The organism is Novosphingobium sp. Sphag1I (genome assembly GCF_056279125.1).
The window spans coordinates 78,276-102,917 of the sequence record NZ_JBWBQS010000011.1 but is presented as its reverse complement, the minus strand read 5'-3'; the positions used below and the strand labels follow the sequence as shown (position 1 = coordinate 102,917).

The 24,642-nt window shown below is 55.8% G+C and carries 21 protein-coding genes and 1 pseudogene; 6 read left to right on the top strand and 16 right to left on the bottom strand.

Annotated elements, in window-relative coordinates:
• Nucleotides 1–16 precede the first annotated feature (16 nt).
• The 4 genes from ACZ9HU_RS14105 to ACZ9HU_RS14090 all read left to right on the top strand — a co-directional run bounded on the left by ACZ9HU_RS14105 (nucleotide 17) and on the right by ACZ9HU_RS14090 (nucleotide 5,967).
• The gene (locus tag ACZ9HU_RS14105) at nucleotides 17–2,206 is read left to right on the top strand and encodes a GumC family protein (protein ID WP_476105863.1); all 2,190 of its coding nucleotides are present in this window, start codon (nucleotides 17–19) and stop codon (nucleotides 2,204–2,206) included.
• Nucleotides 2,207–2,475: 269 nt separating this feature from the next.
• Nucleotides 2,476–3,432, top strand: a complete 957-nt coding sequence (locus tag ACZ9HU_RS14100; protein WP_476105862.1) for a hypothetical protein — start codon at nucleotides 2,476–2,478, stop codon at nucleotides 3,430–3,432.
• Nucleotides 3,433–3,616: 184 nt separating this feature from the next.
• Nucleotides 3,617–4,747, top strand: a complete 1,131-nt coding sequence (locus tag ACZ9HU_RS14095) for a glycosyltransferase (RefSeq protein ID WP_476105861.1) — start codon at nucleotides 3,617–3,619, stop codon at nucleotides 4,745–4,747.
• A 38-nt stretch (nucleotides 4,748–4,785) separates the two neighbouring features.
• Nucleotides 4,786–5,967 (top strand): glycosyltransferase, encoded by a 1,182-nt coding sequence (locus ACZ9HU_RS14090; protein ID WP_476105860.1) that lies wholly within the window; start codon nucleotides 4,786–4,788, stop codon nucleotides 5,965–5,967.
• A 176-nt stretch (nucleotides 5,968–6,143) separates the two neighbouring features.
• On the opposite strand, the gene ACZ9HU_RS14085 is transcribed toward ACZ9HU_RS14090, so the two are convergent.
• On the bottom strand, nucleotides 6,144–8,444 hold the full coding sequence (locus tag ACZ9HU_RS14085; RefSeq protein WP_476105859.1) for a hypothetical protein: 2,301 nt from the start codon (nucleotides 8,442–8,444) through the stop codon (nucleotides 6,144–6,146).
• Complete coding sequence (locus ACZ9HU_RS14080) at nucleotides 8,441–8,863, bottom strand: hypothetical protein (protein ID WP_476105858.1); 423 nt, start codon at nucleotides 8,861–8,863, stop codon at nucleotides 8,441–8,443. Before ACZ9HU_RS14080 ends, ACZ9HU_RS14085 begins: the two co-directional genes overlap by 4 nt.
• A gap of 219 nt (nucleotides 8,864–9,082) precedes the next feature.
• On the opposite strand from ACZ9HU_RS14080, the gene ACZ9HU_RS14075 reads away from it, so the two are divergent.
• Both ACZ9HU_RS14075 and ACZ9HU_RS14070 read left to right on the top strand, forming a co-directional pair.
• Entirely contained in the window at nucleotides 9,083–10,711 is a 1,629-nt protein-coding gene (locus ACZ9HU_RS14075) for a glycoside hydrolase family 71/99 protein (protein ID WP_476105857.1), read from the top strand.
• Nucleotides 10,712–10,962: 251 nt separating this feature from the next.
• A complete protein-coding gene (locus ACZ9HU_RS14070) occupies nucleotides 10,963–11,325 on the top strand; it encodes a hypothetical protein (RefSeq protein WP_476105856.1) in 363 nt (120 codons plus the stop codon).
• Between the two features lie 246 nt (nucleotides 11,326–11,571).
• On the opposite strand, the pseudogene ACZ9HU_RS14065 reads toward ACZ9HU_RS14070, so the two are convergent.
• From ACZ9HU_RS14065 to ACZ9HU_RS14000, 14 genes and pseudogenes are all read right to left on the bottom strand, one after another.
• Nucleotides 11,572–11,694: pseudogene (locus ACZ9HU_RS14065) on the bottom strand (IS66 family transposase); the annotation flags it as partial.
• Between the two features lie 144 nt (nucleotides 11,695–11,838).
• A complete protein-coding gene (locus ACZ9HU_RS14060; RefSeq protein WP_476105855.1) occupies nucleotides 11,839–13,116 on the bottom strand; it encodes a hypothetical protein in 1,278 nt (425 codons plus the stop codon).
• Nucleotides 13,109–14,821, bottom strand: a complete 1,713-nt coding sequence (locus ACZ9HU_RS14055) for a hypothetical protein (protein ID WP_476105854.1) — start codon at nucleotides 14,819–14,821, stop codon at nucleotides 13,109–13,111. Before ACZ9HU_RS14055 ends, ACZ9HU_RS14060 begins: the two co-directional genes overlap by 8 nt.
• 13 nt (nucleotides 14,822–14,834) lie before the next feature.
• Nucleotides 14,835–15,257, bottom strand: coding sequence for a GtrA family protein (locus tag ACZ9HU_RS14050; protein WP_476105853.1), 423 nt, complete (start codon nucleotides 15,255–15,257; stop codon nucleotides 14,835–14,837).
• Nucleotides 15,254–16,405, bottom strand: coding sequence for an FAD-dependent oxidoreductase (locus ACZ9HU_RS14045; RefSeq protein WP_476105852.1), 1,152 nt, complete (start codon nucleotides 16,403–16,405; stop codon nucleotides 15,254–15,256). Before ACZ9HU_RS14045 ends, ACZ9HU_RS14050 begins: the two co-directional genes overlap by 4 nt.
• Before the next feature lie 3 nt (nucleotides 16,406–16,408).
• Complete coding sequence (locus ACZ9HU_RS14040; RefSeq protein WP_476105851.1) at nucleotides 16,409–17,236, bottom strand: glycosyltransferase family 2 protein; 828 nt, start codon at nucleotides 17,234–17,236, stop codon at nucleotides 16,409–16,411.
• Nucleotides 17,226–18,218 carry a glycosyltransferase family protein gene (locus ACZ9HU_RS14035; RefSeq protein ID WP_476105850.1) on the bottom strand — a complete coding sequence of 331 codons (993 nt, stop codon included), beginning with the start codon at nucleotides 18,216–18,218 and terminating at the stop codon, nucleotides 17,226–17,228. The genes ACZ9HU_RS14040 and ACZ9HU_RS14035 overlap by 11 nt, the downstream gene beginning before the upstream one ends.
• On the bottom strand, nucleotides 18,208–19,062 hold the full coding sequence (locus ACZ9HU_RS14030; protein ID WP_476105849.1) for a sugar phosphate isomerase/epimerase family protein: 855 nt from the start codon (nucleotides 19,060–19,062) through the stop codon (nucleotides 18,208–18,210). The genes ACZ9HU_RS14035 and ACZ9HU_RS14030 overlap by 11 nt, the downstream gene beginning before the upstream one ends.
• Nucleotides 19,059–20,012: a hypothetical protein gene (locus ACZ9HU_RS14025; protein WP_476105848.1), complete on the bottom strand. Its 954-nt coding sequence runs from the start codon at nucleotides 20,010–20,012 to the stop codon at nucleotides 19,059–19,061. The genes ACZ9HU_RS14030 and ACZ9HU_RS14025 overlap by 4 nt, the downstream gene beginning before the upstream one ends.
• Nucleotides 20,013–20,143: 131 nt before the next feature.
• Entirely contained in the window at nucleotides 20,144–20,602 is a 459-nt protein-coding gene (locus ACZ9HU_RS14020; protein ID WP_476105847.1) for an acyltransferase family protein, read from the bottom strand.
• 114 nt (nucleotides 20,603–20,716) lie between these two features.
• Entirely contained in the window at nucleotides 20,717–21,982 is a 1,266-nt protein-coding gene (locus ACZ9HU_RS14015; protein WP_476105846.1) for a hypothetical protein, read from the bottom strand.
• A gap of 19 nt (nucleotides 21,983–22,001) precedes the next feature.
• On the bottom strand, nucleotides 22,002–22,580 hold the full coding sequence (locus tag ACZ9HU_RS14010) for an LbetaH domain-containing protein (protein WP_476105845.1): 579 nt from the start codon (nucleotides 22,578–22,580) through the stop codon (nucleotides 22,002–22,004).
• Entirely contained in the window at nucleotides 22,577–23,491 is a 915-nt protein-coding gene (locus ACZ9HU_RS14005) for a glycosyltransferase family 2 protein (RefSeq protein ID WP_476105844.1), read from the bottom strand. Before ACZ9HU_RS14005 ends, ACZ9HU_RS14010 begins: the two co-directional genes overlap by 4 nt.
• Nucleotides 23,488–24,642, bottom strand: a complete 1,155-nt coding sequence (locus ACZ9HU_RS14000; RefSeq protein ID WP_476105843.1) for a glycosyltransferase — start codon at nucleotides 24,640–24,642, stop codon at nucleotides 23,488–23,490. Before ACZ9HU_RS14000 ends, ACZ9HU_RS14005 begins: the two co-directional genes overlap by 4 nt.

Genomic DNA, 24,642 nt, shown 5'->3' with positions numbered 1-24,642 from the left:
ATCAGGAAATTTGACCTTGTCTACAGCTGCTGCACCCGAAAATCCGGAACAGGAAAACCCCTTTGGCCAAACGGGAGGGGGGCTGAACTTTCGCTATATTTATGCGATGTTGCGGGCCAATCTCACCTTGGTCGGGTCGCTGTTTTTCGGGTCGATACTTATATCAGTAGCCGCAACCTTGTTGCAGACGCCGATCTATACCGCGCGCGGCACGATCCAGATCAACAGCGGCGCCAATCGCGTGCTGTCCAAGGATAATGACGAAAGTCAGGGTGAAGATGCTGCCGCGATGCAGGATGCGGACCGCTATCTGAAAACGCAGGTCGACATTCTCAAAAGCCGATCTCTGGCCTTGCGTGTGGTTGATGCGCTTAAATTGGTGGACAACCCTGCATTCTATACCGCCATGCGCGGAAAGCCGCCACGTGCGGGATCTACACGTACGCAGGCATCGTTGGGGGCTGCCAGCCTCGTGATGAAGTCGCTCGACGTGACGATTCCGCGTGACAGCCGAATTGCGACGATTTCGATTGAATCGGCCGATCCTGTGCTGTCGGCAAAGATTGCCAATGCCTATGCTTCTGAATTTATTCAGTCGAACCTTCAGCGCAAGTTTGAAAGTTCGGGGTATGCACGCGAATTTCTCGCCCGGCAATTGGTGCAGGTGAAGGACAAGTTCGAACAATCCGAACGTACGCTCAACGATTATGCGCGCTCGGCCGGGTTGATTCACTCGGGCAACTCCACGCCGGGGGCCAACGGCCAGCCCGGCATGCAGAGCACGTCGGTCATCGGTGCCAGCCTTAATCAGTTCAACCAGTCGGCCAATGACGCAAAGGCCCGTCGCATCGCCGCTGAATCGCGTTGGCGCGCGATCAACGCCGGCCCCCTGCTCAACGCATCGGAAGTCGTGACCAATGCCGCGGTTTCTTCGTTGCTGACCCAGCGCGCGACGGCATTGGCCGCTTTGGAAGAAGAGCGCGCGCGTCACCTTGATGGCTATCCCACCGTTGCGGCCAAACAGGCCCAGGTCCAGGCTCTCAACAGCCAGATTCAGACCCTGGCCAATAACGTGCGCAACGCGGTTCGGATGGAATATGAAGCTGCGCTCAAGTCTGAGGTCGAGCTCAATTCGCAGGTTGATCGGCTCAAGGCCGATACGCTCAATGAGCAGGATCGCTCTGTTCAATATAACTTGCTTCAGCATGAAGTCGAAACGAACCGCCAACTCTACGACGGCCTGCTCCAGCGCTACAAAGAGCTGAACGCTTCGGCAGGGATCAGCACGTCGAATATCTCGGTGATCGATATTGCCCAGATTCCCTCGCGGCCCAGCTCGCCTGATATTTTGCGCAACCTCCTGTACGGCTTGGCGGCCAGCATCGTGCTGACCACCACCATTCTGCTGATCAAGGAGCAGTTTGACGATTCAGTGCGCATTCCCGAGGATATTGAGAGTAAGCTTTCAATCCCGCTTCTGGGCGTGGTTCCGGTGTCCAGCGGTGATAATCCGGTCATGGATCTTGATGATCCCAAATCCCAGATATCCGAAGCCTATAACTCGCTGCGTGGCTCTCTGCTCTTTGCGACACCCAAGGGCTTGCCGCAGCTGATGATGGTGACCAGCGCGCAGCCAGCCGAAGGTAAGTCCACCAGCAGCTATGCCATGGCGCGAACTTTGGCGCGAATGGACAAAAAGGTTCTGCTGGTTGACGCTGACTTGCGTCGCCCGTCACAGCATCGACATATCGATTATGACAATCAAAAGGGCTTGTCCGATGTGTTGACTTCGCGCGCAACCATGGCGGATCTGGCGCAGCAGGCGCCCCAATCGACCTTGTGGCTCCTGACTTCCGGCCCCATCCCTCCCAGCCCGACCGAACTTTTGTCGAGCCTGCGTATGCGTGAGGCGTTGGAGGAAGCCAAAGCCGTCTATGATGTGATCATCATTGACTCGCCGCCGGTTCTGGGGCTCGCGGACGCGCCGATGATTGCCGCAATCGTTGAAGGTGTTGTGTTCATTGTCGAATCCGACCGCAGCCGGCATGGCGCGTTGAAAACGTCCTTGCGTCGTCTGCGCGCGGTGCGTCCCAATATTTTGGGCGGCGTGCTGACGAAGTTCGATCCGCTCAAGAGCGGCAGCCGCTATTCGTCCTACTATGGCTATGAATATTATCAGTATCAGTACAGCTACGGCCAGCGTTGATCCATGAGAGTGGGGCGACCGCAGAGCACGATGGGAATGGTTCCTTGTTAACAAGACCTGTTCGATGGGCTGCGGCCACTTTGGCTGGCGCTTATGCGCTGTTGGCGCTGGTTGTCGGCGCCGACAGGGGGGAAACGGCCGGCAAGGTTTTGCCTGCCGCGATACCCTCTGCGCTGCGAGTGAATGCGCAGCTTGCTGATCTGCGTTCTGCTTTAGGTCGAAATGATAATGCATCGGCCGTTGAATACGGGCGTGAAGCGATACGGAATGTGCCGCTGGATCCAAGGCGCCTTGGACTTTATGCCACCGCACTGAGCCGCAAGGGGCAGGGGGAACAGGCCTATCAGGTATTTCTGACCGCCGGAAAAATGGGCTGGCGCGATCCGATCACGCAATATTTCTGGATGCAAACTGCGATGGCGCTGAACGATGGCCCAATTGCGGCTTTGCGTCTGGATGGGATGTTGCGGACCTGGCCCAGTTTTGCGTCGAACGCGGAACTGACGGCACCCTTTGAGGCCAACCCGCAATTTGGCGATGCATTAATTGCGCGCATAAAGGCGCAGCCTGAATGGGTGCGCGATTATGTGGCCAGTACCAGATTGCTCGAGGGGCAGCGTCTGGCCAATCGGCTGGGGCTGCTGCACCGACTTGCCGATAGTGGAATGAAGGTCGGTTGTGCGCAGATCGCTCAGGTTGTGGAACCTTTGGCGCGCAGTGGCCTGATCAATGACGCCTTTAACCTGTGGCGCGACCATTGCGACGATAAGCCGGCCGGAGCCATCATGGATGGCAATTTTGACGCCTATAGTCCTGATTATGAGGAAACCGTGCCGTTCCGTTGGCGCGTGCCGGCATCGGGCGATTTGAACGTTGAAGGTCAGCGTCAAAAGGCGGGCGGAAAATTCCTGACGATGCGCAATGTATCGCCAATGCCCATGGTTGCGGCCAGTCAGATTGCGATGGTTGAGTCCGGCATTTACCGGATTACGTGGATGGCCAAGGATGAAGATGGCAACACCAGCAACGCGCTGACCCCTCAATTGTGGTGTTCGGATGCCAGTGAAATTCTGCCGACCAAGAGCACGGCTTTGCCGGGAGGGCGTTGGCAGGCGGATTTGCGGATCGGGCAAACGTGCAAAGCATGGACATTGCAATTTACGCTTCAGCCAACGCCGCGTCCGATTGTATTTGGTTCGGTGTCGTTGATCAAAAGTGCCAATTAATAAATTTCAGGGGCGATTTATGCCCTTCGGTATCGGCGCTGGAATTCGGTCATTGGCAATGCAAATGGTGAACAGCTTACAAATATTTTGTACAGAACGACGTTTTTATGGGTTTATGGCGATTAACCTTCCAACGAAATTGGAACTGGGCTAAACTCTTACTACCTTAGGGGTAGGGTAAATTATGGGTAAATTGCGGCCAAAGCGGTTGGCGTTGGTTTGGAGCCAGTTTGCCGCATATCATGTTGATCGTTGCGAAGCATTAGCCGCATTGGCGGCGGAGATGGCAGAAATTTATGCGATAGAGGTAGCGACCTCATCCAAACTCTATGCTTGGGCGCCGTCAGGATCTGTTGCCGGGGCCAAAAAAATTACGCTTTTTCAAGATAATAAATTTGAAGAAGTGTCCTCTTTGCGCCGATTTGCCAAACTCTTTTCCCAGTTGGTGCAATGTGATCATGTGTTTATGGGCATCGGTTATCATGAACCGGAAATTATCCCTTTGGTTTGGATATTGCGCCTTTTTGGCGTGAAGACATATTTGATGATTGATTCCAAATATGATGATTCACCAAGAAAGAACTGGTTCGAATTTTTGAAGTCTGTTGGCCTCTCAGCCTATTCCGGGGCGCTGGTCGCGGGAAGAAGACATCGTGAATATGTCCAATTCCTTGGATTTCAAAATAGGCCGGTACTGCTCGGCTACGATTGCGTCAGCATCGACCGGATGAAGAAAATTGCTGTTGGCGATCATCATGTGGTTTCATGGCATGAACGCGATTTTCTTTTTGTGGGTCGCTTCGTGGCCAAGAAGAATATTCTCAATATGCTTGACGCCTTTCACAGGTATTGTGAGCAAGCAGCGAGCAGTTCCCGGCGGTTGATATTGATGGGAGATGGGCCGCAGCGCGCCGAGATCATGGGGCGGATTAGAGATCTCGGGTTAACTGAAAAAGTAATAATGACTGGATTTCTACCTATTAATGAGGTAGCCACAGCCATATCCAAATCCTTGGCTTTGCTTTTGGTAAGCGATGAAGAGCAATGGGGGTTGGTCGTAAACGAGGCTGTCGCTTTAGGGATTCCCGTCATCGCGTCGGCCAGTTGTGGGTCAACTGATCTGTTGGTTCGTAATCTCGTTAATGGCTTTGTTGTTGAGGCACGTTCCGCCGAAGCAATTTCTGCGGCCATGTTGAAAATGGTCCAGTCCGAGGATCAATGGCGCGCTATGGCGAAGGCTTCATCGACGTTTGAACAAATGGCGGATGTCGGCTTCTTTGCAAATTCCGTGATGCAGCTTGCGGGATTGAAATAAATAATTGGCCACTGTGGCCGAGTAGAAGAGGGAATTCTGTGCAAGCAGTCGGCTTCCTTTGGGCCCAGTTTTCAGCCTATCATGTCGACCGTTGCGTTGCCGCGGCCAGTCGCCTCGCCGGTAAAGCGCAGGTCTATGCGGTGCAGGTTTGCACCAAATCCAATCTCTATGTTTGGGAACCGTTCAAGGACGTCGAAGGCGCGACGACGGTTACGCTGTTTCCGGACACGCTTTATGAGGCTACGACGCCTTGGGCGCGATTTCGTAAACAATACAATGTCCTGCGCAAATGCAAAACTGTCTTCATCGGCGTTGCATACAGCGAGCCTGAAATCCTGCCGATGGTGCTTTTGCTGCGACTGTCAGGCGTTCGCGTCATCATGATGAGCGCCACCAAATATGACGATTATCCAAGGTCGGCATGGATTGAATTGGTCAAGGGCGCGTTACTTTCGGTCTATCAGGGCGCCATCGTCGGTGGCCGCCGACAGATGGAATATTTGCGGTTTCTGGGGTTTCGAAAAAGGCCGATCCTGACGGGTTACAACGCCGTCGGACTGGACCGCGTCCGTCAGCAGGGCGAGAAATATTTGCCGGTTGAGGGCGTGTCGTTCCGTGATCGGCCTTTTGTCTATGTCGGACGTTTCGTGCCGAAAAAGAATTTGGAAGTGTTGATAGATGGCTTTTCCCGCTATGTACAAAGCGTAGGCGCTGAAAACGCCCACAAATTGGTTATGGTGGGTTCCGGACCGCTTGAAGGTGCGTTGCGTGAACAAATCGCCGCGGCAGGCATCGATGATCTCGTGGAATTTTCGGGCTTTCTTACCGCCCCTGAGGTGGCCGGTGTGTTGGCAAAGAGCCTGGCGCTCGTTTTGGTCAGCACCGAGGAGCAATGGGGCTTGGTCGTCAACGAGGCTTTGGCCTTTGGCGCGCCGATGCTGACCTCATCGCCGGTCGGTTCCAATGATGCGCTGACGCGAAATCTTGTAAATGGTTATATCGTCGAGCCGGATTCACCAGAAGGCGTCGGTCGCGCGATGGCCCTGCTGTCTCATGACGAAGAATCCTGGAACTGCATGAAAGAAGAATCGCTCAAACGCCGTTGGATGGGGGATTCGGAGCGATTCGCCGACGCGGTCGAGGTTATGCTCTTTCCAGATTCATCTGAGGCTAAAGAGCGTGTTGCGCGGTTTATGCAGGAAATGGGAGCGACGCTCTAAGGCTTCCTGGTCGAATCGGGGATTTGATGCCTTGCCTTGTCCGCCCCTTGTCCGACCGCTATGCTGACAATATCGTTGATGAGGCGATGCAAGGCATCACGGATATAACAAGTCGCTGAATATCAGTAGAGACTCTGCGTAGCGTTGGTTCCGCCACGCAGAGTCTCTGTCGATTATCAGTTCACACGACGCAAACTTGGCGTGTACATGCGGACGGTAAAGTTGTTAGCCGCCCCGCTTGGGAACGCGAATACAAGGCTTGGCATGATATAGGCCGTGGCCCCGTTTGTTAGCGTGATTGCCCCATTCCCAAAACTTGCCACCGTAGCCGTGGGCGTGAACGCCGTCAGGATGTCGGTCAAAAGCGCGTTTGAGGAATTGTAATTAGGCAGACTGAGCGCCATGGCCCCGTTGGTGCCGTCAAAGCCCGACAGGGTGGTCAATCCCGTCAAAGACCCTGCCGTCAAAGCGATCGGCATGTAATACATCCATGTCTGGCCGCTGATGGCGGGAACGGATTTGGTCGATTCGCAATAGACAGTAAATTTGCCAGCGCTTGTGGTTGTGCCGGCGAATTGCAACTCGATAAAGCTGCCGTTACTGTCGGCACCCACTGCATTCACAGTGATTGTCAGGCCGGCCAACCCACCCGACGATGTGCCCGACCAACCCGTCGGCCAGGTGTTGATGCCGCCGCCGACCATCGTCCGATTGCGAGGCAAAAGCGGATATTGGGCCAGCGCCCTTTCTCTACCGATTCGAGCCGCGCCCGTATTTACAATCCAATCACCGGTAATGAACTGATCAGCGCTGCCCGCGGTAATCACAGGCGCTTTTACCCGGACCTGCCATGTCGATGGCGAGGCATGGGCAGGCAGGCTTACGGGCTGAATGAGGCGCCCGGCCGTTTCCGGCAAAGGAACCGTTCGTTGAAAGGCGAGCAGGTTGTTGGCATAATTGAAGACTTCGACGGTAACCTGCGACACGCTTCGGATCGGGGCTCTTTGCAATGCCAATTCCAGGAAAATAGTGCCTTCCCCGTTGGGCAAACTGGCGGCGGTGAACCCGGAAACCATGCCGCCCCCGGCCGCACCCACCGTGACCAGATCCCAATCCTGACCGCCGCTTGTATCGCCAGTACGAACTCTGGTTACCCCGCTCATCGGGGTGCGCATGATCTGGCTTACCCCGTTGAGCAGGCAGACGTTCTTCGGGTTGTCGCTGACCGGATAGAGTTCGACCCGGTTGACATCACCCGGCCAATAGCAGGCCCAGTCGCGCAAGCGGCCGCACAGATGGCTGGAAAATGCCAAGGGAACCGTCCCGCTGGCATCGTCAAACTCAAAATCGCTGTTGGTGTTTGAATAATTAGGCGATCGTCCGTTTGGCCATTCAATAACATGGGTATATTGGCCGCCGACATAGATGTCGCCGCCCATACGCATGCCGCGCAAATTGGAAATGTAGGAGCGCATAAAAGGAACATTGGGCGACGTAATTGAGGCCACTCGATTATTCTGAATGCGCAAGCCGGAGAGATAGCCGGTGTCGGTCGTGCTGGGGCGATAGGTGGCGCGATCGGTGCCGGAGGACGTGTCCTCGGTCGCGATCAGGACGCGCGGGCCGCATTGCCCCGCAACCTGACCCTCGGCGCCGAACTTATTGGCCTCGATCATCGAGCCATGGCCGCCATTCGTGTCGCCACTGTCGGACACGTTGGGCTTTAGCCAAATATCCGCTTTGGTCGGCAAACTGGCCTGGCCGATGAAGTCATTGCGCCGAATGTGAAAGCTGCCCGAAAGATAGGGGCCAACGGCGATATGATATTCGTTCGGGCCAAAGCTGTTATCCTCGATCACCATTTGATCGACGTAGCCCCCCCACGCAATCCCGACGGTCGAGTTGCCCGGCTTTCCCGCGAAAAAACAGTCCTTTACCTTGAGGTAAGGGCTGTCCGAGGAATTGTTGCTGATCGCGCATTCGGTATAGTTGTAGAACAGGCAGCGGGTGAATTGGCAAAGGTTGATGACGTTGACGGCCGTGCGCGTCGATTTGTACGCGCCCTTGCCGCCGACAAAGATGATGCCGTCGCAAACAATCGAAAAGGGTTGGCCGGTCTGCTGGCAGAAATATTTGCCATCCGGGATTCGAATCACAACCGTCCAGGGAATGCGCGCGACAAGACGCAACGAACCGTCAGTCAGCGTCAGATCACCCGCATCATAGATCCCCGGTTCGATCACGATGCCATTTTGATATTCCAACGGCCCGAGCACGCCCGTGGGGGCGGCCGAACGCGATGAAATCATGTTCAACAATGCGGCATCAAAACCGCCTTGGTCTGCGGTTCCGGACAATCCGTCCCCCACGGCACCGATTTGGGTGGGGACAATCGAGCGGGTCTGCGCGGCGCGTAAGGCAGCGGCGGCGTTGCTGGCGGCCTGCGTCGCCAATCGGCGTGAAACCAAATCAATCATTGCGCCACCCGGTAGTTAATGGTTCCCGAAATGATGGTCATGCGCAAATACAGCTGCGCTCCCACTTCGCTCTCATCCCAGATCGCCTCGCAGCAATTGGTCGAAAAAACGCCCGAAGGCGCGCCGCCGATGGTAATGGGCAAAGATGTGATGCCTCCATCGGTTGAACGTTCGATGGAAACATTCCCCTCCCATGTGCCCGAAAGAGCCAGGATTACACTGCGCCCGATGACGGGCAGATAGGGGCCAACGCTGATGCTCGAACTGGCCTGACCGGAGAGGGCCGTTGCAGGTCCGCCCGTCGTGGTCACAGGAAGAGGACTGGTGCTCGATACAAAATTCGCGGAATTATCGGGCGCCGAAAACGTCATGGCCGTGGGCGTGATATAGCCGGATGGGATTTTGATAGGGGTCAACATAGCTCGTCCTTTCGAGTCTAACTGAAAGGAGTGCTAACCATATCGGTACATGTAGGAAATGCAAAAATCCAATCTCGGGTGTTGCTGCGGATTGGGAACCGAGTGACAGGCGAGGATTTCGAGCCAAGGTTCAAATCGTTCAGTCAGCACTCACCCAAACCCATTTAGTGCTTAGGGCCATCACCCTGCACCGGGCGCAGGAAAGAAGGGACTCACCCTATGAAAAAGGCATTGTTCACACTGGGGATGCTGATGTGTGCCTCACTTCCGCATATAGGCGAAGCGCAAGCGCCCATGCCCAAGTTCGTGTGGGCCCATTATTATCCAGTCATGCCCAATGATACGCATATGCAATATGGTGCGACCTATCCCATCACGCTGATGATGCCGGATGACAAGTCAGGTGCTGACTTTCAAAATAGATTTGTTGCAATGCTCAAAAATACCGGCGTTAATGGGTTGAGCTACGAGATAAATCCGCAAATAAATGGTAAGGCGCCCGGCCTGTCTGCTTATGAAAAAATGGTAGCGTTTCTAGAAAAGTCATCCATCGCTGTCGCACCTTGCATTGATGCAGGATATTACCCCGGCATTGAAAATGACATGTTCAATATTATCACCGGCGCCTATGATATCGCCCGTAAATATTCAAATCCGGCAATTCAAAGGGACGGTCGCCTGATCGTCTTCTTTTATGGCTCGCGCGAATTGTCAGCAGATTTTTGGTCCACGCTGCGGCAACGCTTGGCCAAGGCAGGTTACAAGGTGTTTTTGGCCGGCGATATCGGGGTGGCCAATGAAGCGCCGGGACAAAAGATGGCCATTGCCTCGCGCTTAGCGCCCAATTGGGATGCTGCCTATAATTTCTCAAGCGCAGGCACGGGAAGCGCGGCTGACTCCAACCGGAATTTCTCACTGAACATTCAGAAAAGCGGAAGGTTCTGGATCAATAGTGTGATGCCTGGATACTTTCGGGGAAGTGCGCGAAATGGACAATATATCGGTTTTGGCGTGGATGCGCTGGGCACTCAAAGGCTAACCGATTATTGGAACGAAATCATAAAATCGGGATCCCCTTGGGTCTATTTTACAACCGCTAATGATTTTGTTGAACACACAAACCTCATGCCGGACAGCACGTGGGGCTACACTCGTTCCGATATCAACCTGTGGTTTTCCAGTAAATTCCTGGGACGAACATATCCATTGCGACCAGCATTTTATCTGACATCACCGCAAATTATCTATCCCGATGATAAAAGCTCGATTGAAATCGCCGCGATCAACCCTTCGACGCAGCCTCTCAATCTGACCTATCGGTTAATGGATGGGGAGGGCAACGTGCTGAAAACTGGTATATTTCGTGCATTGGCCTCGAATTTCAGCGCACTCAAAATACCCGTTATGCGTCCATCTGGATCTGCAAGCTCCTATCGCATGGAAGTACGTGGCGCAGGTGCACAAATTCTATCCGCCCCGGTTCTGTTTCACAACGGTCCGCGTGCTGCGGATCGCTCCCCCATCAATTACTATAGTGTGAGCAGTCGCGAATTTTCACCGGGCGATACTCCACTTTCTATTGACGGGCGCGCGGGCGTCTTCACGATCAAAGGTTTGAATTTATTAAATGTTCTTTCCGCAGATCTTTTGATGAACGGTAATTTGATCGATCAGGTTAAACTGCCGACGGGAAACCCTGTCTTGTCGGTTAATCGCAGGCTCTCATTCGGTCGCAATTCCAACGATAATGGCACCCGATCTGGCGAGCAAAATAAGTATGTCGTGCGGGTTGTCTATAAGAGCGGCTATATTTGGTATTCTGACGCCTATTTCGACAAGCAGGGGTAATGGAGAAAGTTCACCTTAATTTTTGTCCAAATACGCCTGCGTTTGGCATTGAGCGTCCAATTCGTTCATGGGCCATCGGCGCCGAAATATAGAAAAATTCCATTTCATTCAAATCTCTGGATCGACTTTTCAAACTTTCCCCGCACAAAAATATATATTTTGCATAGAGTTTTGTTGCAGTGCGAAATCAAACCTCGACTCTGCCCTCCACAGTGTGCTACTGGTTTACACCTAACTAGGAGAAAGCTCAGATGGCTACTAACATGCTTGTGGTACTCGCCGCTGCCGGTTTGGTGGCCGGCACGCCCTCTCAAAACACGCAGGTTCGCTCGTCGGCTGCCATTCCGGCTGCTGCAAAGAGCCAGTTGGTTAACGCTGCTCCCAAGCGTAACCTGGGTGCATCGTGCCTTGTCTCGGCAAAGCGGGTTGCTGGTAAGAATGCAGCGACGCGTTGCGTCGAAGCTCAGGCCACTCAGGCCATCAGTCTGGGCGCTTGGAACGCAATGTCCAATTTCGCCTTGCCGATGGTTGGTGCGATGGCTGGTTCGTTCATCGTAACCGAAGTGATCAATGACAATAACGGCAATACGACAGTCGTGATTTCTTCGCGCTGATTTGTTGCTTTAAGCCTACAGCTTAGAAAGCCCCTCCTATTTTCAGGAGGGGCTTTTTTATTGTGCTTCTGACTTGCCCCCCGAAAGTTCCCTCAATCTGACGTAGAGTCTGCCACTGTAAGGAGCAGACGCATGAGGAAGAGCCGTTTCACCGAGGCGCGGATTATCGGGATGATCAAGGAGTGTGAGGCGGGACTTCCGACTGTGCCGGTCACTTATCTCACTATGCCACCTTGGCTTCGAATGCGCGCGGGCTGATGCTCCGTCCGGAATATCGCGGAAGAGCCAGGATTTCCTGGCTGTTGCAAAGATCCTGATGTCGCGTTCGAGAAGATTGTCGTCGATCGCCATCCTGGCGTCTTGGGCATAGCACCTCACTGCCCACAATCCCCTCGTGGACACAATCAATCATGTCGACAGCGCTGAACAGGTGCAACGCTTTGCGCGCTTAGGCTGAAGCCACAGAGCCATTGCCTTCCAACGATTTCCCAACAATTGGGTAATAGACCTGATTCAGCCCTTCATCGGCAGAAGATGGTGCAATGTCACCGCAATCGACATCAGACACAGGCCCAGCAAGGGCAAGGCATGCGCCAATGAGATGTTGCTGCGGCCACATGTCTTGCTGGCTGCGATCGTGAATGCGGCCAATATCATGGGCTCGCTATAGCGTTGATAGGCGGCATACGTCAGCATGAGTGCGCAAAGAAAGCCCGCCAAGGCCAAGATTTCGGACGGCAATTGGCCCGCAGCTTTCAAATCCAGTGCCATCAGCAGCAGAGTCGTCGCCCCAGCCATGGCCATGATCAACACTGCCACGGAATGATGTCCGACCAGGCCGATGCGCGCGAGGCTCCATGTGATCGAGCCAAACCGCCCGGCCTCTGGGATCGGGTCGGTTGGTACGACCGACCACAGGGCCAAAACCAAGAGATTGAGTGCGATGAACAGGACTTGATTCCTGCGCTCGCGGCCGAGGGTGATCCATTGTTGAAAGCGTAACGCACCAAATCCAACGCCCCACATGCCCGCAACGCCCAGATGACCGAGCAGGGCATAAGGGAACAACCCTTTTGGGTTTAAAGCCGCCACCATGCCCGGCGGCGTCAGTCCACCCCATTGCCGGATGTAAACCGCCAGCATCAGCACGGCGGGCAGCGCCGCGATACCGACGGCGAGAATCTTGGTCACAGAACGTGTGGCCAAGGCCCGAATGCCATATAACAGTCCGACAAACGGTAATAAAAGGTGCCGCGTGCCCGCAATCAGCAGGAGTTGCGCCGCTTGGGCGATCAACCCCGACCTTTCCCACCCCAACAAGGCGATGAGCACCAGCGTCAGTGCCGGACCATCAGTCCCGAAATAGACCGCCCCGGAAATGACATACCAACAGGCCGTCAAAGGCAACGCCAGCAGCAGAGCCATGGCGGGGTCGGCATGACGGCGCAAATGACGGATCAGCAAAAGCGGACCCGCAGCGCTGATGATGAAATGGGCCAGCCGTACCACAAGGGAGGAATTGTCCACCGTGGCCAGCCCCGCAAGATGTCCGATCACGCCCATAAGCGCGTGGTACAAAGGCAATGTGGTTGCCGTTGCAGGATAGGTCAGCAGATCGCCGGGGTGGTTCAGGAAATAGTTGATCTGGGGCAGATGGAATGTGACAGCATCATAGGCCAACCCATCATGTCCGGCATTGCCCGACAAAACGATCGGCAAGGTCAGGCACAGGAACAGTCCGAACGCCCATCGCGCATCCATCACGCGCCTGATAATTCCAATATCAGCCATTGCTTTGCACCATATCTGTTGGCGCGCTCAACTCGACCCAGCTTCCGTTGGCCTGCTGTATGCGCCATCCGGGCAAGGCCATAGCCGCCTCGCGCGGCAGCATCAGGTTGACATGCCAGGCCGCCAGCTTTGCCTGTGTGTCTGCGTCAATCAGACCATGCCGCAAACCATTCAGAACATTGCCTATTGTCGCATTCCGCTCCTGCTGACGGCGGATGGCATCGGGCGAGGACAGGTAATAGACATTGCCATCAAGGCCGCTTTTGCGTGCGATCGTATTCCACGGCGCCAAGACCCAATTCATTTTGGGCGACACGATCAACAACCTGCGATCCACCCGGTCGCCGCGAATTGTCGAGAGCAGCCCCAACGCATCGGCAGGAATGGATTGATCGACAAAGCCCAATTTGCTGTCGAGCCGATAGACCGTGCGGTCGCCCGACAGGTTGGCCGCCAGAAACAGGCCCAGCCCCACACCCAGACCGGACATGGCAAGCGGCAGGCTTAAAAAGTCGCCCAGAGCAAAAATCTTGACCCCGCGCCTTTGCGCCAAGGAGCGCAGGGCGCGCAGCACAAGCATGGCCACCGCAATCACCAGAGCCAGCTTGATCCACTTGCCATCACTGGTGACTTTCAGGACGATCAGCGCGACCAGCAGCATCGCGCGTTCCAGTCCATTGAGCCATTGTGTGTCCTTCAGGCGGATGAGCGCCAGAACGAAGAAAATCAAACTTGCCGTTTCCAGCCCCCGGGCAGGGCTGAGCAGGACGGCGACCGGGATGGGCGCGATTTTCCAGCCCCAGGTCAGATAGAGGCCGCCCGCCAGCCAGATCAGCATGCTGCCCAGAAGGATGGCGCCAATGGGAGCCTTCAACGCCGGGGACAGTTTGCGCCATTCCAAAAAGGAGAAAAGCATGGCGCCCAAAAACAGCGCGGTTTGCAAAATGGGGCCGGCAAAAGGATTGTCTTCCAGCGGGTAAGCCTGAAGCAACACCCGCGTCATCATCATCTTTTCATCCGGCGTCATCGGCTGGATATTGTGCAACGCGCTCCACCCGGGACCGGCCATGGACAGCAATAACAGCCCCCATGCGGCCGGAGATGTCGAGCGCATCGCCAACAGGGCCAGTCCGGCAAAGCCGACCAGCGGCCAGCCGACCTTGAGCGAAAGCAGATTGATCGGGATGAGCAGGGCGGTCATGGCCACCACCCGCCGCTCGATCAGAAAACAGACAAACCAAGCCCGAAGCGCCAGCGCGATGAAGGTGAAGGAGAAATTATGTTCTTGAAGCCAAGAGGCCTTGTTGAACTGGATCAGTTTGAAATCGATAAACGCCAAAGCCACCAACAAGGTCAGGCGCATTAACGGATCGGTGACGCCAAAACTGTTGCCCAGCACGCGCCAGATCGCCGTCCCTGCCAAGGCGCCCGTAGCCAGATAGATTGTGACCAAAATCCCCGGTTGGGTAACATCAAGATGCAACCATCCCAGCAGCGCCAGCAATGGTGTCGATCCCGAAACCATGGAATGGGTGACGTAATCGTCCAGCCCATAAAGTGAGGGATCAGCGGCCTTTTGCAAAAAGGGCGCTACCACCGCGTCAACCGCGGTGAAACGCGCATAAAGCAGCAGCAGGACAGCAAAGCCCAGCATGGCCACAAGGACAGGCGCCATACGGTCAGAAACAGAATGAGCCTTTGTCACGCCACGGCCCCTTTTAGGTTGATTTTTGTCGGAGAAACAAACGTGTCAGCAAGAAATTGACGACAAAGGAAATACCCGCCGCGCCCACCAGCACGATCAGATCCGCCTGCGCCATACCCGCCAGAAGGCGTCCCAGCAGCCATACACAGCCCAAGCGGACGATAATGGCGCCTTGCGATGCGGCATAGGCCTTGCCCAGCCGCAGCCATGTGAGGCGGCCATGGCGAAACACCCAGAATTCAAACAGGACATAATTGAACGCAACACCCACCAGAAAACCCAGCGCGGCCCCAGCGACAAGCGGGACCCCCAGCAGGCGGCGTGAGGCATAGCCGATGCCAACATCGACCCCCAGCCCCAGCACAGCCACGGCGGTATAACGCACAAGCTCCATCAAGGCTTCGCGTCTCTGGTCGGCGGGTGCGGAAATGCTCATGCCTCGCCCAGAAGATAGCGCATGTCGGCCTTGGCAAAGGCGGGATCGAGCGCGGGCATAACGTCAAAAAGGTCGTAGATGTTGTCGATCTTGCCGCCCATCACCGAGTAGAAATTCGGCCCCCGATGGTGGCGGTGCAAAAGGATCGGGCGGCCATCATCGCGTTCGTTGCGGGTCAGCACCGTCTTCACGTCGAACACCGACTTCACATACTCCAGATCGCCCGCGCAGGGCATATAGCGGCGGGTGTCCATCATCATGTGACGCCAGCGCGTGTTGGTGGACAGCCCATCGCCGACCGCATAGGCCGAGCGTCCTCCCTGGCGGTCCACCCAGCTCATATGCGGCGTGTAGCGCACATGGGTAAGCGAATAGAGATTTTCCGACGGATAAGGCATCATTGAAAAGAATGGACCGTCCATCACGGTCACGGCTTTGCCCTTCATCTCTGGCGGCGGGGCCACCAGCGCCAATTCGGCCCATTCATATTTCAGCGGCAGCGGCTCAATCCCGCTGTTCATCAGCACACGGTTCAACCCGCCATAGGTGACGTTGAACACATGCGGCGCGCTCACCACTTCGCCAGATGCGAGATGGACCAGACAGGCATCCTCGCGGAATTCCACTTTTTCGGCGGTTTGGCCATGGCGCAGCGTGATACCGTGCCTTTCCATACGCTCGGCCAGATGGTCGCGCAGAACAGACCAGTCAAAGGCAAATTCGGTGCAGGCAAACACGCCCTCGATCAATTCGGGATCGAACAGAGCGGCGTCCGACACGCTGGCCGGGGCGATAGGGGCGCCCATATCTTCGAACATGCGCAGAAAACGCGCCTTGGACACTTTGCTGCGGCGGCTGGCGATCGCATAAAGCATCTGGAAATCATCGACCACGGCCTTGCTGAAATCACGTGAAAAGCGGTGGCTCAATTCACGCGAACGCAGGGCGGTGACAAAGCTGCGTGGATAATGAAAGCCGGTATGCACCCGCGCCTGATTGACGCGCGAGGCGCGGGTGAGCAGCGCATCGCGTTCTTCGAGCACCAGAATGCGATCAAAGATCGTGCGCAGAAACAGCGCCAGCGCGCAGCCGAAAAAACCGCCGCCAATAATGACGACATCAAAATCGGGCTGTGGCTTGGCATTCATGGCTTAAACCTTTGCCTTGGGGTGATATTCGCCCAACAGCGTCGCTTTGAGCACCATCAGCAAATCCCACAAGGCCGACATGCCGGAAATCTTGGTCGGGATCGCTTCATTGGCCGGATAGATGCGGCTGGTCGCGATTTCCTTGACCTTGTATCCGATCTGGCTGGCGCGCACAGTCAGATAAGCGAGCAGTTCATAACGCGTGAAAATATCGCGGAAGGGCTGGGTCCGTTCGTCCAGCAGATAGGCGCTGGAATAGGCGCGATAGCCCTGCGTGGTGTCGGTGAACCAATAGCCCGCTGCCATGCTCAGCACCGGGGAATGGATCAGCCGGATTGCCAGCCAGCGCGAAAGCGGCGTGTTTTCCGCATGGCCGCCCTTGATAAAGCGTGAGGCCTGAACATAGCCAAAGCCTTCGTCCAGCGCCTGACTGAACAGGGGCAGCGTGTCGACGCCATCCTTGCCATTGCCATCGATGGTGATGATGCCGTCATAGCCCTCAATCAGCGCCCAAGCATAGCCGCAGCGCAATTGCGCCGACAACTTGCCCTTGCCGGTCTTGGTCACCAAAGCGCGCACGCCAACGCTGTTCAGAAAATCCGGTTCCAGCGAGCCATCGGTCGAGCCGCCGTCAACCACCACCGTATCAATTTTCGCGGTGATGCCCAGTTGGGCCATGTCGCGAAGCTGGCGCTGGATACGCTCGCCTTCGTTGATGACGGGGATGATGATGACGTGGCGCGAACGCTTTTCAAACAATGGCTCGGCGCGGAATGCTGGCACTTGCCAGCCACGCTCGGCAACGGTTTGGGCATAGGCTTCAGGCGACATGTTGTTCTCCGATGCCGTTTTGTCCGAGGGGGGGCGTATCGCCCGACATTTCGACGTTCAGGTCTTCCACCTTGTCGAAGAAATTGGTGTTCGAGATTTCGTCCACGATCATCCTTGCGCTGCCGCCGCTCAACACTTCAAGCACAGCCACCAGCGCAATCGCCAAAATCGACATGCCCCCCGCGATGAACGCGGTAGAGCCGGACTGGATGATGGCGGTGGAAAACCAGCCTTCCTGAACATGATCGCGCAGCAGGATGACGGCAATGGCATAGAAGCTGTAAAGCGTGGAGCCCGCCACCACCAGAAAGCCCAAAGCAGCATAAAGCTTTAGAAAGCGCGGCGCCCCTGCCAGCAGAATTTCCATCAGCAATTCATAGCGCTGACTAAAGCCGGCCTTGGCGCGGACGGGGGTGGTGATGTCGAAACGGTTGTAATGTGTCGGTGCGTTGCGGGCTTCGAAACGCAGATCGATGGATGCGCTTTTACGCGCGGCAATCGCGTTGAGCGGTTCGCGCGGCAAGATGATTGTGCGCGCGGCCCGCGCCGAAATCACGTTGTTCGACGCCAAAGAGAGCAGACGATAGCTCCACCCGCTGGGCGGACGCGATGGGCGCCAGCCAATCAGGATTTCGTCCCGATCCTTGGCATGACCGATTTGGGTGACCAGATCCTCAATCGGCATATCATCGGGATCATACAGGGCCACCACATCGCCGATCGCTTCCATCGTCGCAATGAGGCGCTGGCGATAGAAGCGCGTGCCCTCTCCGGTCAGAATGATGCGCAAATTGGCCAATCCGGCAATTTCCGCCGCGAAACGATCGAGTTGCGGCCGCTGGCTTTCGCGCAGCAGATAGATCAGTTCGAAATAGCGAAAATTCTGTTCCAGCGCACGCGCCACAGCGGCAAGGCGCGGGATGGTGATGTGCGGCCCCTCTTCATCGACGACCGCGACGGAAACCAGCATATCACTGCGCATGGGCTGCAATCCTTGCCGAAGAAATCGCACCGGCTGTGGCGGCCAGGCATTGATCGATAATGGCCAGTCCGTTCTCGCCCGGCGCACGCATTTCGATTGAGAACCACTTGTCATAGCCTTGCCCGATCAGGTCGGTGGCAATGGCCTGCAAACTGGCCGTATCGGCAGGCGCGGGGGCCAATTGCGGTTCGCTGATATGCACATGGCTGACCTTGCCGGCGGCGCGGCGATAAAGCGCGCCTGCCTGGTTCTGTTCTTCATTCATGTACAGCGCGCCCATGTCGTAATTGAGCGTGACGGCAGGATGATCGACCAACAGCGTGAAATCGGCCGCTGCGGCCACGGTGGTCATGAAATTGGTGCCATAGGCCGCCGGATTTGGCTCAAGCGCCAAAAGCGTGCCTGCGGCCTGCGCTTTGTCGCCAAGGCGGCGGAAAACATCCACGGCATGGGCCTGTGCATCAGCATGGGCCATGGTTTCGGGGATAACCCGATTGCCGGGTGACCCGAAGACCAGATTGCCAATACCCAGACGACCCGCCAGTGTAATCGCGCGTTCCAATCCGCGCTCAAGGGCTGCAAGTTCCTCAGCCGAGCCGAAGAGTTTTGCGCCCACAACACCGAACAGCAAAGATTGCATGGACACGCAGGAAAGGCCAAATTCGGCCAGATCCGCCCGGAATGCCGCCTCTGCGCCGGCCGATGGGACAAAGGCGTCCTCTTGGCCGGCAAAGGCGAGGCCGGGGGCGATTTCCAGTCCGGTAAAACCATGAGCCTGCATCATGGCATAGACGCTGCGCGCATCCTGAGGCGCCCATGCAATGTTCGAGATTGCAAGCTTCATCGGCCGGATTCCGTGGCGAAAAACGCCTTGAGATCGGCAAGCACGCTGGCTCGATCAAACAGATAAGGGCCGGTGCCGCCAAATTTGTCTGCGTGAATGCTGCGCATGTCCTCGATCCAAAGCGGGGGCGCGGAATTGACGAATGTATCGCCTGTCAATTCCTGACAAACCTCGGCTGCCGAAAGCGGTTCGGAGCAAACGTTCAGCGTATCGATACCGGTGGCAATCACGGTATCAATATTGTCGGCCAGGCGCTCCATATTGTAATATTGGAAACGCGTTTCACTGTTGGTGAAATTGCGAGCGACGAAATTGATCTGGTGGAAAATCGCATTCACATTCTCACGATCTTGCGAAACGTTGAGCGTGGCACGGTCCAGCCCCCACATCCCCAGCTTCTCATCCAGCGCATAATAGCGCGAGAGCAGGGCAGCCTCGGCGCCGGCAAGGCCCGCAAGCGTCTTTTCCCAGACGTCCGGCTTGATGAAGGACGGGGCGGGGTTCATCAGGTCGAACACAAAGTTCTTTTTGATGCCCGGACCGAACAGCGCGGGAAGGCGCATGATATGGCTGTTGGCGAAATGGCCTGCGACCCGCTCTTCCAGCTCGCGCCGGTGGAGGCCATAGGCTTTTTCAGCTTCGAAGGCGGCATTGGTTTCGGTATAACCGGCAGCGGCATTGTCGAGTACGGCAATGGTCGAGATCAGAACGAAATGTTCCGTTTTGGCCTGACGCAATGCGGCAAACAAACCATCAAGATTGGCCTTGTCGGCGGCGGGGTTCTGGTTAGCGGCCCACATTGTGGCGGGCGCAGCCGCGCAAACCACCGTGTCATAGGATTTTCCCGCGATATCGCCGATGTTGCGCGAATTGTACATGTCATCAAATTCGCGCGCACGGGTCAGGGTGCTACCTACAAAGCCGGTAAAGCCAACCAAAGCGGTACGCATAAGCCGATCACGGTCCTTAAATTTGATGTCAGGCGGGCGGAACGCATGCATTCCGCGACTGCGAGAAGTATTCTATTCAGGCCCTAGGGACAACACCTATTACGCGCTTATCCAGTATCGAAATTGGTCAATCATTTCGGAAGAAATTCGTTTGAAAGCCAGCGCCGAACTTGATTTGTGTTCTGTTCCGTCAATCGCGCAAATATCCACGCAATGGCGTAAAGTATGGCGACTATCCCTGCCAATATCACGGCATTCCAAGACATTAACTCGAATCTGCCAAGGTGGCTCGGGACGAGCATCGCTGTCAAAATTACGACGATGGGCATGTGGATTGCATAGAGCGAGTAGGTGCATTCCGAAGCGTACGATAATTTGTCCAGCGCCCAAGAAGGCTTGTTTTGGTCCTCGCCAAAAGCGAAAATGGCAAAGGTGGCCGCAAGGCCAAGTGCCAGAACGGTGTACCATGTGCCTTCAGACTTGGCGCGGGCGGCGGCCATGACGACCGGATTGTCCAATGCGGATGATGCATAAGCGGCGGTTGCGGCTGCGGAATGAGAAACCTGGCTGTAATCGATGTAAAATGACATACTGATATGGCCACACACGACGATCACGATTTAACAAGGCGCGTAAAATTCAAGTATTGATTGGCTTGAACAGGCTTTTTGCAGGCGATCATGGGGGAGACAGCATAAAATGGACTAGATGTTTTTTAATGTAGAAGTTTTCTTGCGGTTTGATAAATACAATGCAATTATATAGGAAAATAAAAGCGGTCTAAAGAAGTTTCTTAATGGGTATGTTCCGCCTTGTATAAGAAAGAAAAGTACGGTAGCGCTCAGTATAAAATACAAAAGTCCAATTTTCTTTTGGCTCAATAATATCTTGCGCATCAAAATTGCCACAAAGCCCCATAGAAATATGAAGTATGCAGGGCCAAACGCAATAACTTCTGTATAGCCACTCATTGGAACGAAAGCCGAAAGCGGCATCGCATATTGTTCTCTATAAGTTTGGAAATTGTCGATCGCGCTGGGGAAGGGCGAAAATGAGAGGATCTTGTAAATCGCGGGGAAATCCGCGCGGAATTCATTGCCGTCTCCGGTAATGAAAACGCCCTGAAAAATGCTGCCTACCACTTCAACCGCGCCGTTGCTCTCGCCTTCGAATGGCGCGCTCAAAATGGTTGGGATGGACCCGAGGCCGAATTCACCAATCCCTCGTCCGGCAAGCGCGCAGAAGAGCAGATAGATGGCCGTGGCAGTCAGAATGAGCGTGCGAACATTGCTCTTTTTGTCGCTGATCAGATGCATAAGCAGCGTGAAGACCATCAAGATGGCAAAGGATGCACGAGAGCAGGCGGCCAAGGAAAAGCAGATATTCCACGCAAACAGGATCGTCCACACGAATGGTTTTGGACCACCGCTTTGCGAAAGATTGTTCGCCAAATAGAAGGCGGAGATAAACCCTGTCATCCCGGCAAGACTTTGAATGGCAACAACGGCAGGGCCTTCGATCCACATGCTGTCTTGCCCCGTCATCGCCAGATATTGGTTATTGTGCCAGGCAATGGACCAATTAAGAAATATCCATTGTGCGCCAATAATAGAGCCGACCAGTACTTTGAAAATCGTATCATATTTCCGCGCCTGATTGCGCAATGCGTTCAGGGAATCGCTGATTCCGGCCGTCGTGCCGGTCAGGCGGCCAACCCCGATCGTCGAAATCCAAAGGATCAGTATGATCGATCCATAATAGATAATCTGGCCTTCTGGATGGTGCAGATAGCTATAGGTTTCCCAGCCGCTGGGGTTATATTGCGGCCCATAGATCCAGTCGCCGTTCAAATACACAACCTGCGAAAGCCACAAAAACCATCCGAACGCTTCTTGGGGCGTGAATCCGCGCATCCTGTACCGCATCTCGGCCAGAACCAGCAGCTGGATCAGAACGGCTATTATCAGCATTCAGCTTCTCTCTATCTGCCTAACCGGCCATCTTGCGCTGTTTCAGCCTAACCGCAGGGTTGCCGGAATAGACGCCGCCACGGGTTAATTCACGCATCGCCACACCACGCGCGCCCAGAACCGCATAATCCGCAATCTTGACGCCCGGGCCGACAAAGGCTTCCGCAGCGATCCAGACATGCTCTCCGATGGAAATGGGCCGCGTCACCAACTGAAAATCGGGATCGTCATACAAATGCGATCCTGCGCAAAGCGATGCGTCCTGCGAGATGATGCTGTAGGCCCCGATGCGAATGGGCGCTTGATTATAGCAACGCACGCGCGGCCCCAATGTTGCGCCTTCACCCATTTCAAGAAAAGGGGGATACCAGATGCGCGCGCTGGAATAGATATTGGCGCCGGGAGCGATTTTGGCGCCAAACATACGCAGGACTACCCGCCGCCACGCCCGCATCTGTGGTGGTGTCCAGCGGGCCAGCAGCAACCATCCGACCATAAAGGCCAAACGCTCCAGCCGGATGCGCAAGGAAAAGCTGGCGCCCCCCTGGCGCGATCCGCTTTCACCCGCTTGCAGAACATGCGGAGAATGATCCCTCATAGCCGCAATCCCGTAGCCGCAGCCAAGGCTGCGATGCGATCTTCGCGGGAATGGGCATCCTGCATGACTCGTTCCAGCTCCACAATCTTGGCGTTGACCAGAAAGCGATACCAGAAACCTTGCAGGAAATGATAGATCAGGCCCGTCTTTCCGTCCAAAAAGCCCAATTGGATGACATAGCGGTACAGGAAATAGGCCAGCGGCCCGGTGCCAAAGGGCATATTGTTAAAGATGCGCTCTTTGACGAAGCGTTTGACGCGTGCCTGGCGCCCCATGTTATGGGCCGTATCATGCGCAGCATCGGCAAACAGGCCATAGCGGGCGTTGAGAACCTCAATCGCCTCTCGCGTGGCATAGGCATTATGCTTGGCGGTAAAAAATGTCAGATCCATCAACGAAGCATCATCGAATTGTCCGGGCATATGGATGATCCGGCCTTCGTGGATGACCACATGTTCGTCCATCCAACGGTCCTCGACCGCGCCCTTGCCGTTGCGCCACAGGCGCAACAGGCGCAGCGGGTAACGACCTCCATGGCGGACCCACCGCCCCATAAAAATGTGGCGCCGGTCAAATGTGACGCCGGTCACATCGCCCGGCAAGCCCGCCAGATCACCGTTGATGCGTTTGGCCAGATCGGCACCAATGATTTCGTCGGCGTCCAACCGCAAGATCCAGTCGGTTGCCACTTCGCCATGGTCCAGCGCCCAATTGAACTGTCGGGCCTGATTGACGAACTTGTTCTGCATTACGCGCGCGCCGGCGGCCTTGGCGATTTCCACGGTCCGGTCGGTTGAAAAGGAATCCACCACCAGAATATCGCTGCTAAACGCCTTGGCGCTGGCGATTGAGCGGGCAATATGGATTTCCTCGTTAAAGGTGAGGATGATCGTTGTGACGGACGCGCTCATCGATGTCCCTCCGTCTTGGCGATGGCGGCCTCATAGGCCTGCCCCCATTGCGCGGTAACAGCCGTGGCTGAAAACACCGATGCCGCCAGCTGTCGCCCTGCGTCGGCGCGCGAATGCCAATCGTCATGGTCCATCGACCATGCTTGTGCCAAGGATGCGGCAATAGAAGGCGCGTCAAAGCCGCATTCCAGCGCTGCCCCCGATGAAAAGCCCATGTCCAGATTACATTCACGGGTCATAATCGTCGGCATGCCCGCGGCCCAGGCCTCCAATATCGCCATGGGCAGCCCTTCGGATAATGAGGGCAGCACCATAAAGCGAGCCTCGTCGAGCAAGGCCTGTTTATCGGGGCCAAACACCGGGCCAAGGAACTCGACTCGGCCGCCACCCGCGGCAATGGCGGATTGCAGCGCGGCCACATCCTGATCATCGCCCCATCCTGCGATTTTCAGCACCGCGCCTTGGGGATGTTCCATTCCGTGCCATGCCTGCACCAAGGGAAGCAGGTTTTTCTTGGTATGGATTCGACCGATATACAGCATGACCGGCGCGCGCGCGGTTGGGGAAATGGCCGACACTGGATCCGGGCCGGGGTTGGGAATAATCAGACTGTCGCTGCGACCTGTGCGGTTGGCGATGTCGCGTGCCTCACGCGCGGTCAAAGCGTGGATCGCGCTGGCGCGTTGCCAACTGTCCTTTTCCCATGCCCAACGGGCCAATCGCTTTTTCCAGGGGCTGCGTTGAAAGATCCATGGGTCCAGCATGCCATGGGGGGAAACGAAATAGGGCTTTTGGGTGATCGCCGCCCAAACGGCCCCGGCGCGCGATGGATACATCCATATGCCGTGCAGGTGCAGGCAATCAAGGTTTTCGGCCAAAAGCGCCTTGACCAGTTCGGGCGCATAGCCAATCTGACGCGGACCTTTGCCCGTACAGGCGATGACCTTTGTCGGGCCAAAGCGAGCGCTGTCCTGCTCGGTATGTTCATCGGCAATGGCAAAGACCACCGCCTCTCCGCCCAGCGCGCGGATCATTTCGGCATGGGCCACGACGGCTTCAAACACGCCGCCTGCATTGCGCGATGCCGATACGATCATCAACCCGATGCGCCGCCCGGCCAAAGGCCCCCCAATTTTGAGCCCGTCGCTCAC

What these genes read in the sequence shown, in the direction of transcription:
- ACZ9HU_RS14095 (WP_476105861.1), top strand. Translation starts at nt 3,617, where the DNA reads ATGGGTAAATTGCGGCCAAAGCGGTTGGCGTTGGTTTGGAGCCAGTTT.
- ACZ9HU_RS14085 (WP_476105859.1), bottom strand. Translation starts at nt 8,444, where the DNA reads ATGATTGATTTGGTTTCACGCCGATTGGCGACGCAGGCCGCCAGCAAC.
- ACZ9HU_RS14080 (WP_476105858.1), bottom strand. Translation starts at nt 8,863, where the DNA reads ATGTTGACCCCTATCAAAATCCCATCCGGCTATATCACGCCCACGGCC.
- ACZ9HU_RS14075 (WP_476105857.1), top strand. Translation starts at nt 9,083, where the DNA reads ATGAAAAAGGCATTGTTCACACTGGGGATGCTGATGTGTGCCTCACTT.
- ACZ9HU_RS14070 (WP_476105856.1), top strand. Translation starts at nt 10,963, where the DNA reads ATGGCTACTAACATGCTTGTGGTACTCGCCGCTGCCGGTTTGGTGGCC.
- ACZ9HU_RS14060 (WP_476105855.1), bottom strand. Translation starts at nt 13,116, where the DNA reads ATGGCTGATATTGGAATTATCAGGCGCGTGATGGATGCGCGATGGGCG.
- ACZ9HU_RS14050 (WP_476105853.1), bottom strand. Translation starts at nt 15,257, where the DNA reads ATGAGCATTTCCGCACCCGCCGACCAGAGACGCGAAGCCTTGATGGAG.
- ACZ9HU_RS14045 (WP_476105852.1), bottom strand. Translation starts at nt 16,405, where the DNA reads ATGAATGCCAAGCCACAGCCCGATTTTGATGTCGTCATTATTGGCGGC.
- ACZ9HU_RS14040 (WP_476105851.1), bottom strand. Translation starts at nt 17,236, where the DNA reads ATGTCGCCTGAAGCCTATGCCCAAACCGTTGCCGAGCGTGGCTGGCAA.
- ACZ9HU_RS14035 (WP_476105850.1), bottom strand. Translation starts at nt 18,218, where the DNA reads ATGCGCAGTGATATGCTGGTTTCCGTCGCGGTCGTCGATGAAGAGGGG.
- ACZ9HU_RS14030 (WP_476105849.1), bottom strand. Translation starts at nt 19,062, where the DNA reads ATGAAGCTTGCAATCTCGAACATTGCATGGGCGCCTCAGGATGCGCGC.
- ACZ9HU_RS14025 (WP_476105848.1), bottom strand. Translation starts at nt 20,012, where the DNA reads ATGCGTACCGCTTTGGTTGGCTTTACCGGCTTTGTAGGTAGCACCCTG.
- ACZ9HU_RS14020 (WP_476105847.1), bottom strand. Translation starts at nt 20,602, where the DNA reads ATGTCATTTTACATCGATTACAGCCAGGTTTCTCATTCCGCAGCCGCA.
- ACZ9HU_RS14015 (WP_476105846.1), bottom strand. Translation starts at nt 21,982, where the DNA reads ATGCTGATAATAGCCGTTCTGATCCAGCTGCTGGTTCTGGCCGAGATG.
- ACZ9HU_RS14010 (WP_476105845.1), bottom strand. Translation starts at nt 22,580, where the DNA reads ATGAGGGATCATTCTCCGCATGTTCTGCAAGCGGGTGAAAGCGGATCG.
- ACZ9HU_RS14005 (WP_476105844.1), bottom strand. Translation starts at nt 23,491, where the DNA reads ATGAGCGCGTCCGTCACAACGATCATCCTCACCTTTAACGAGGAAATC.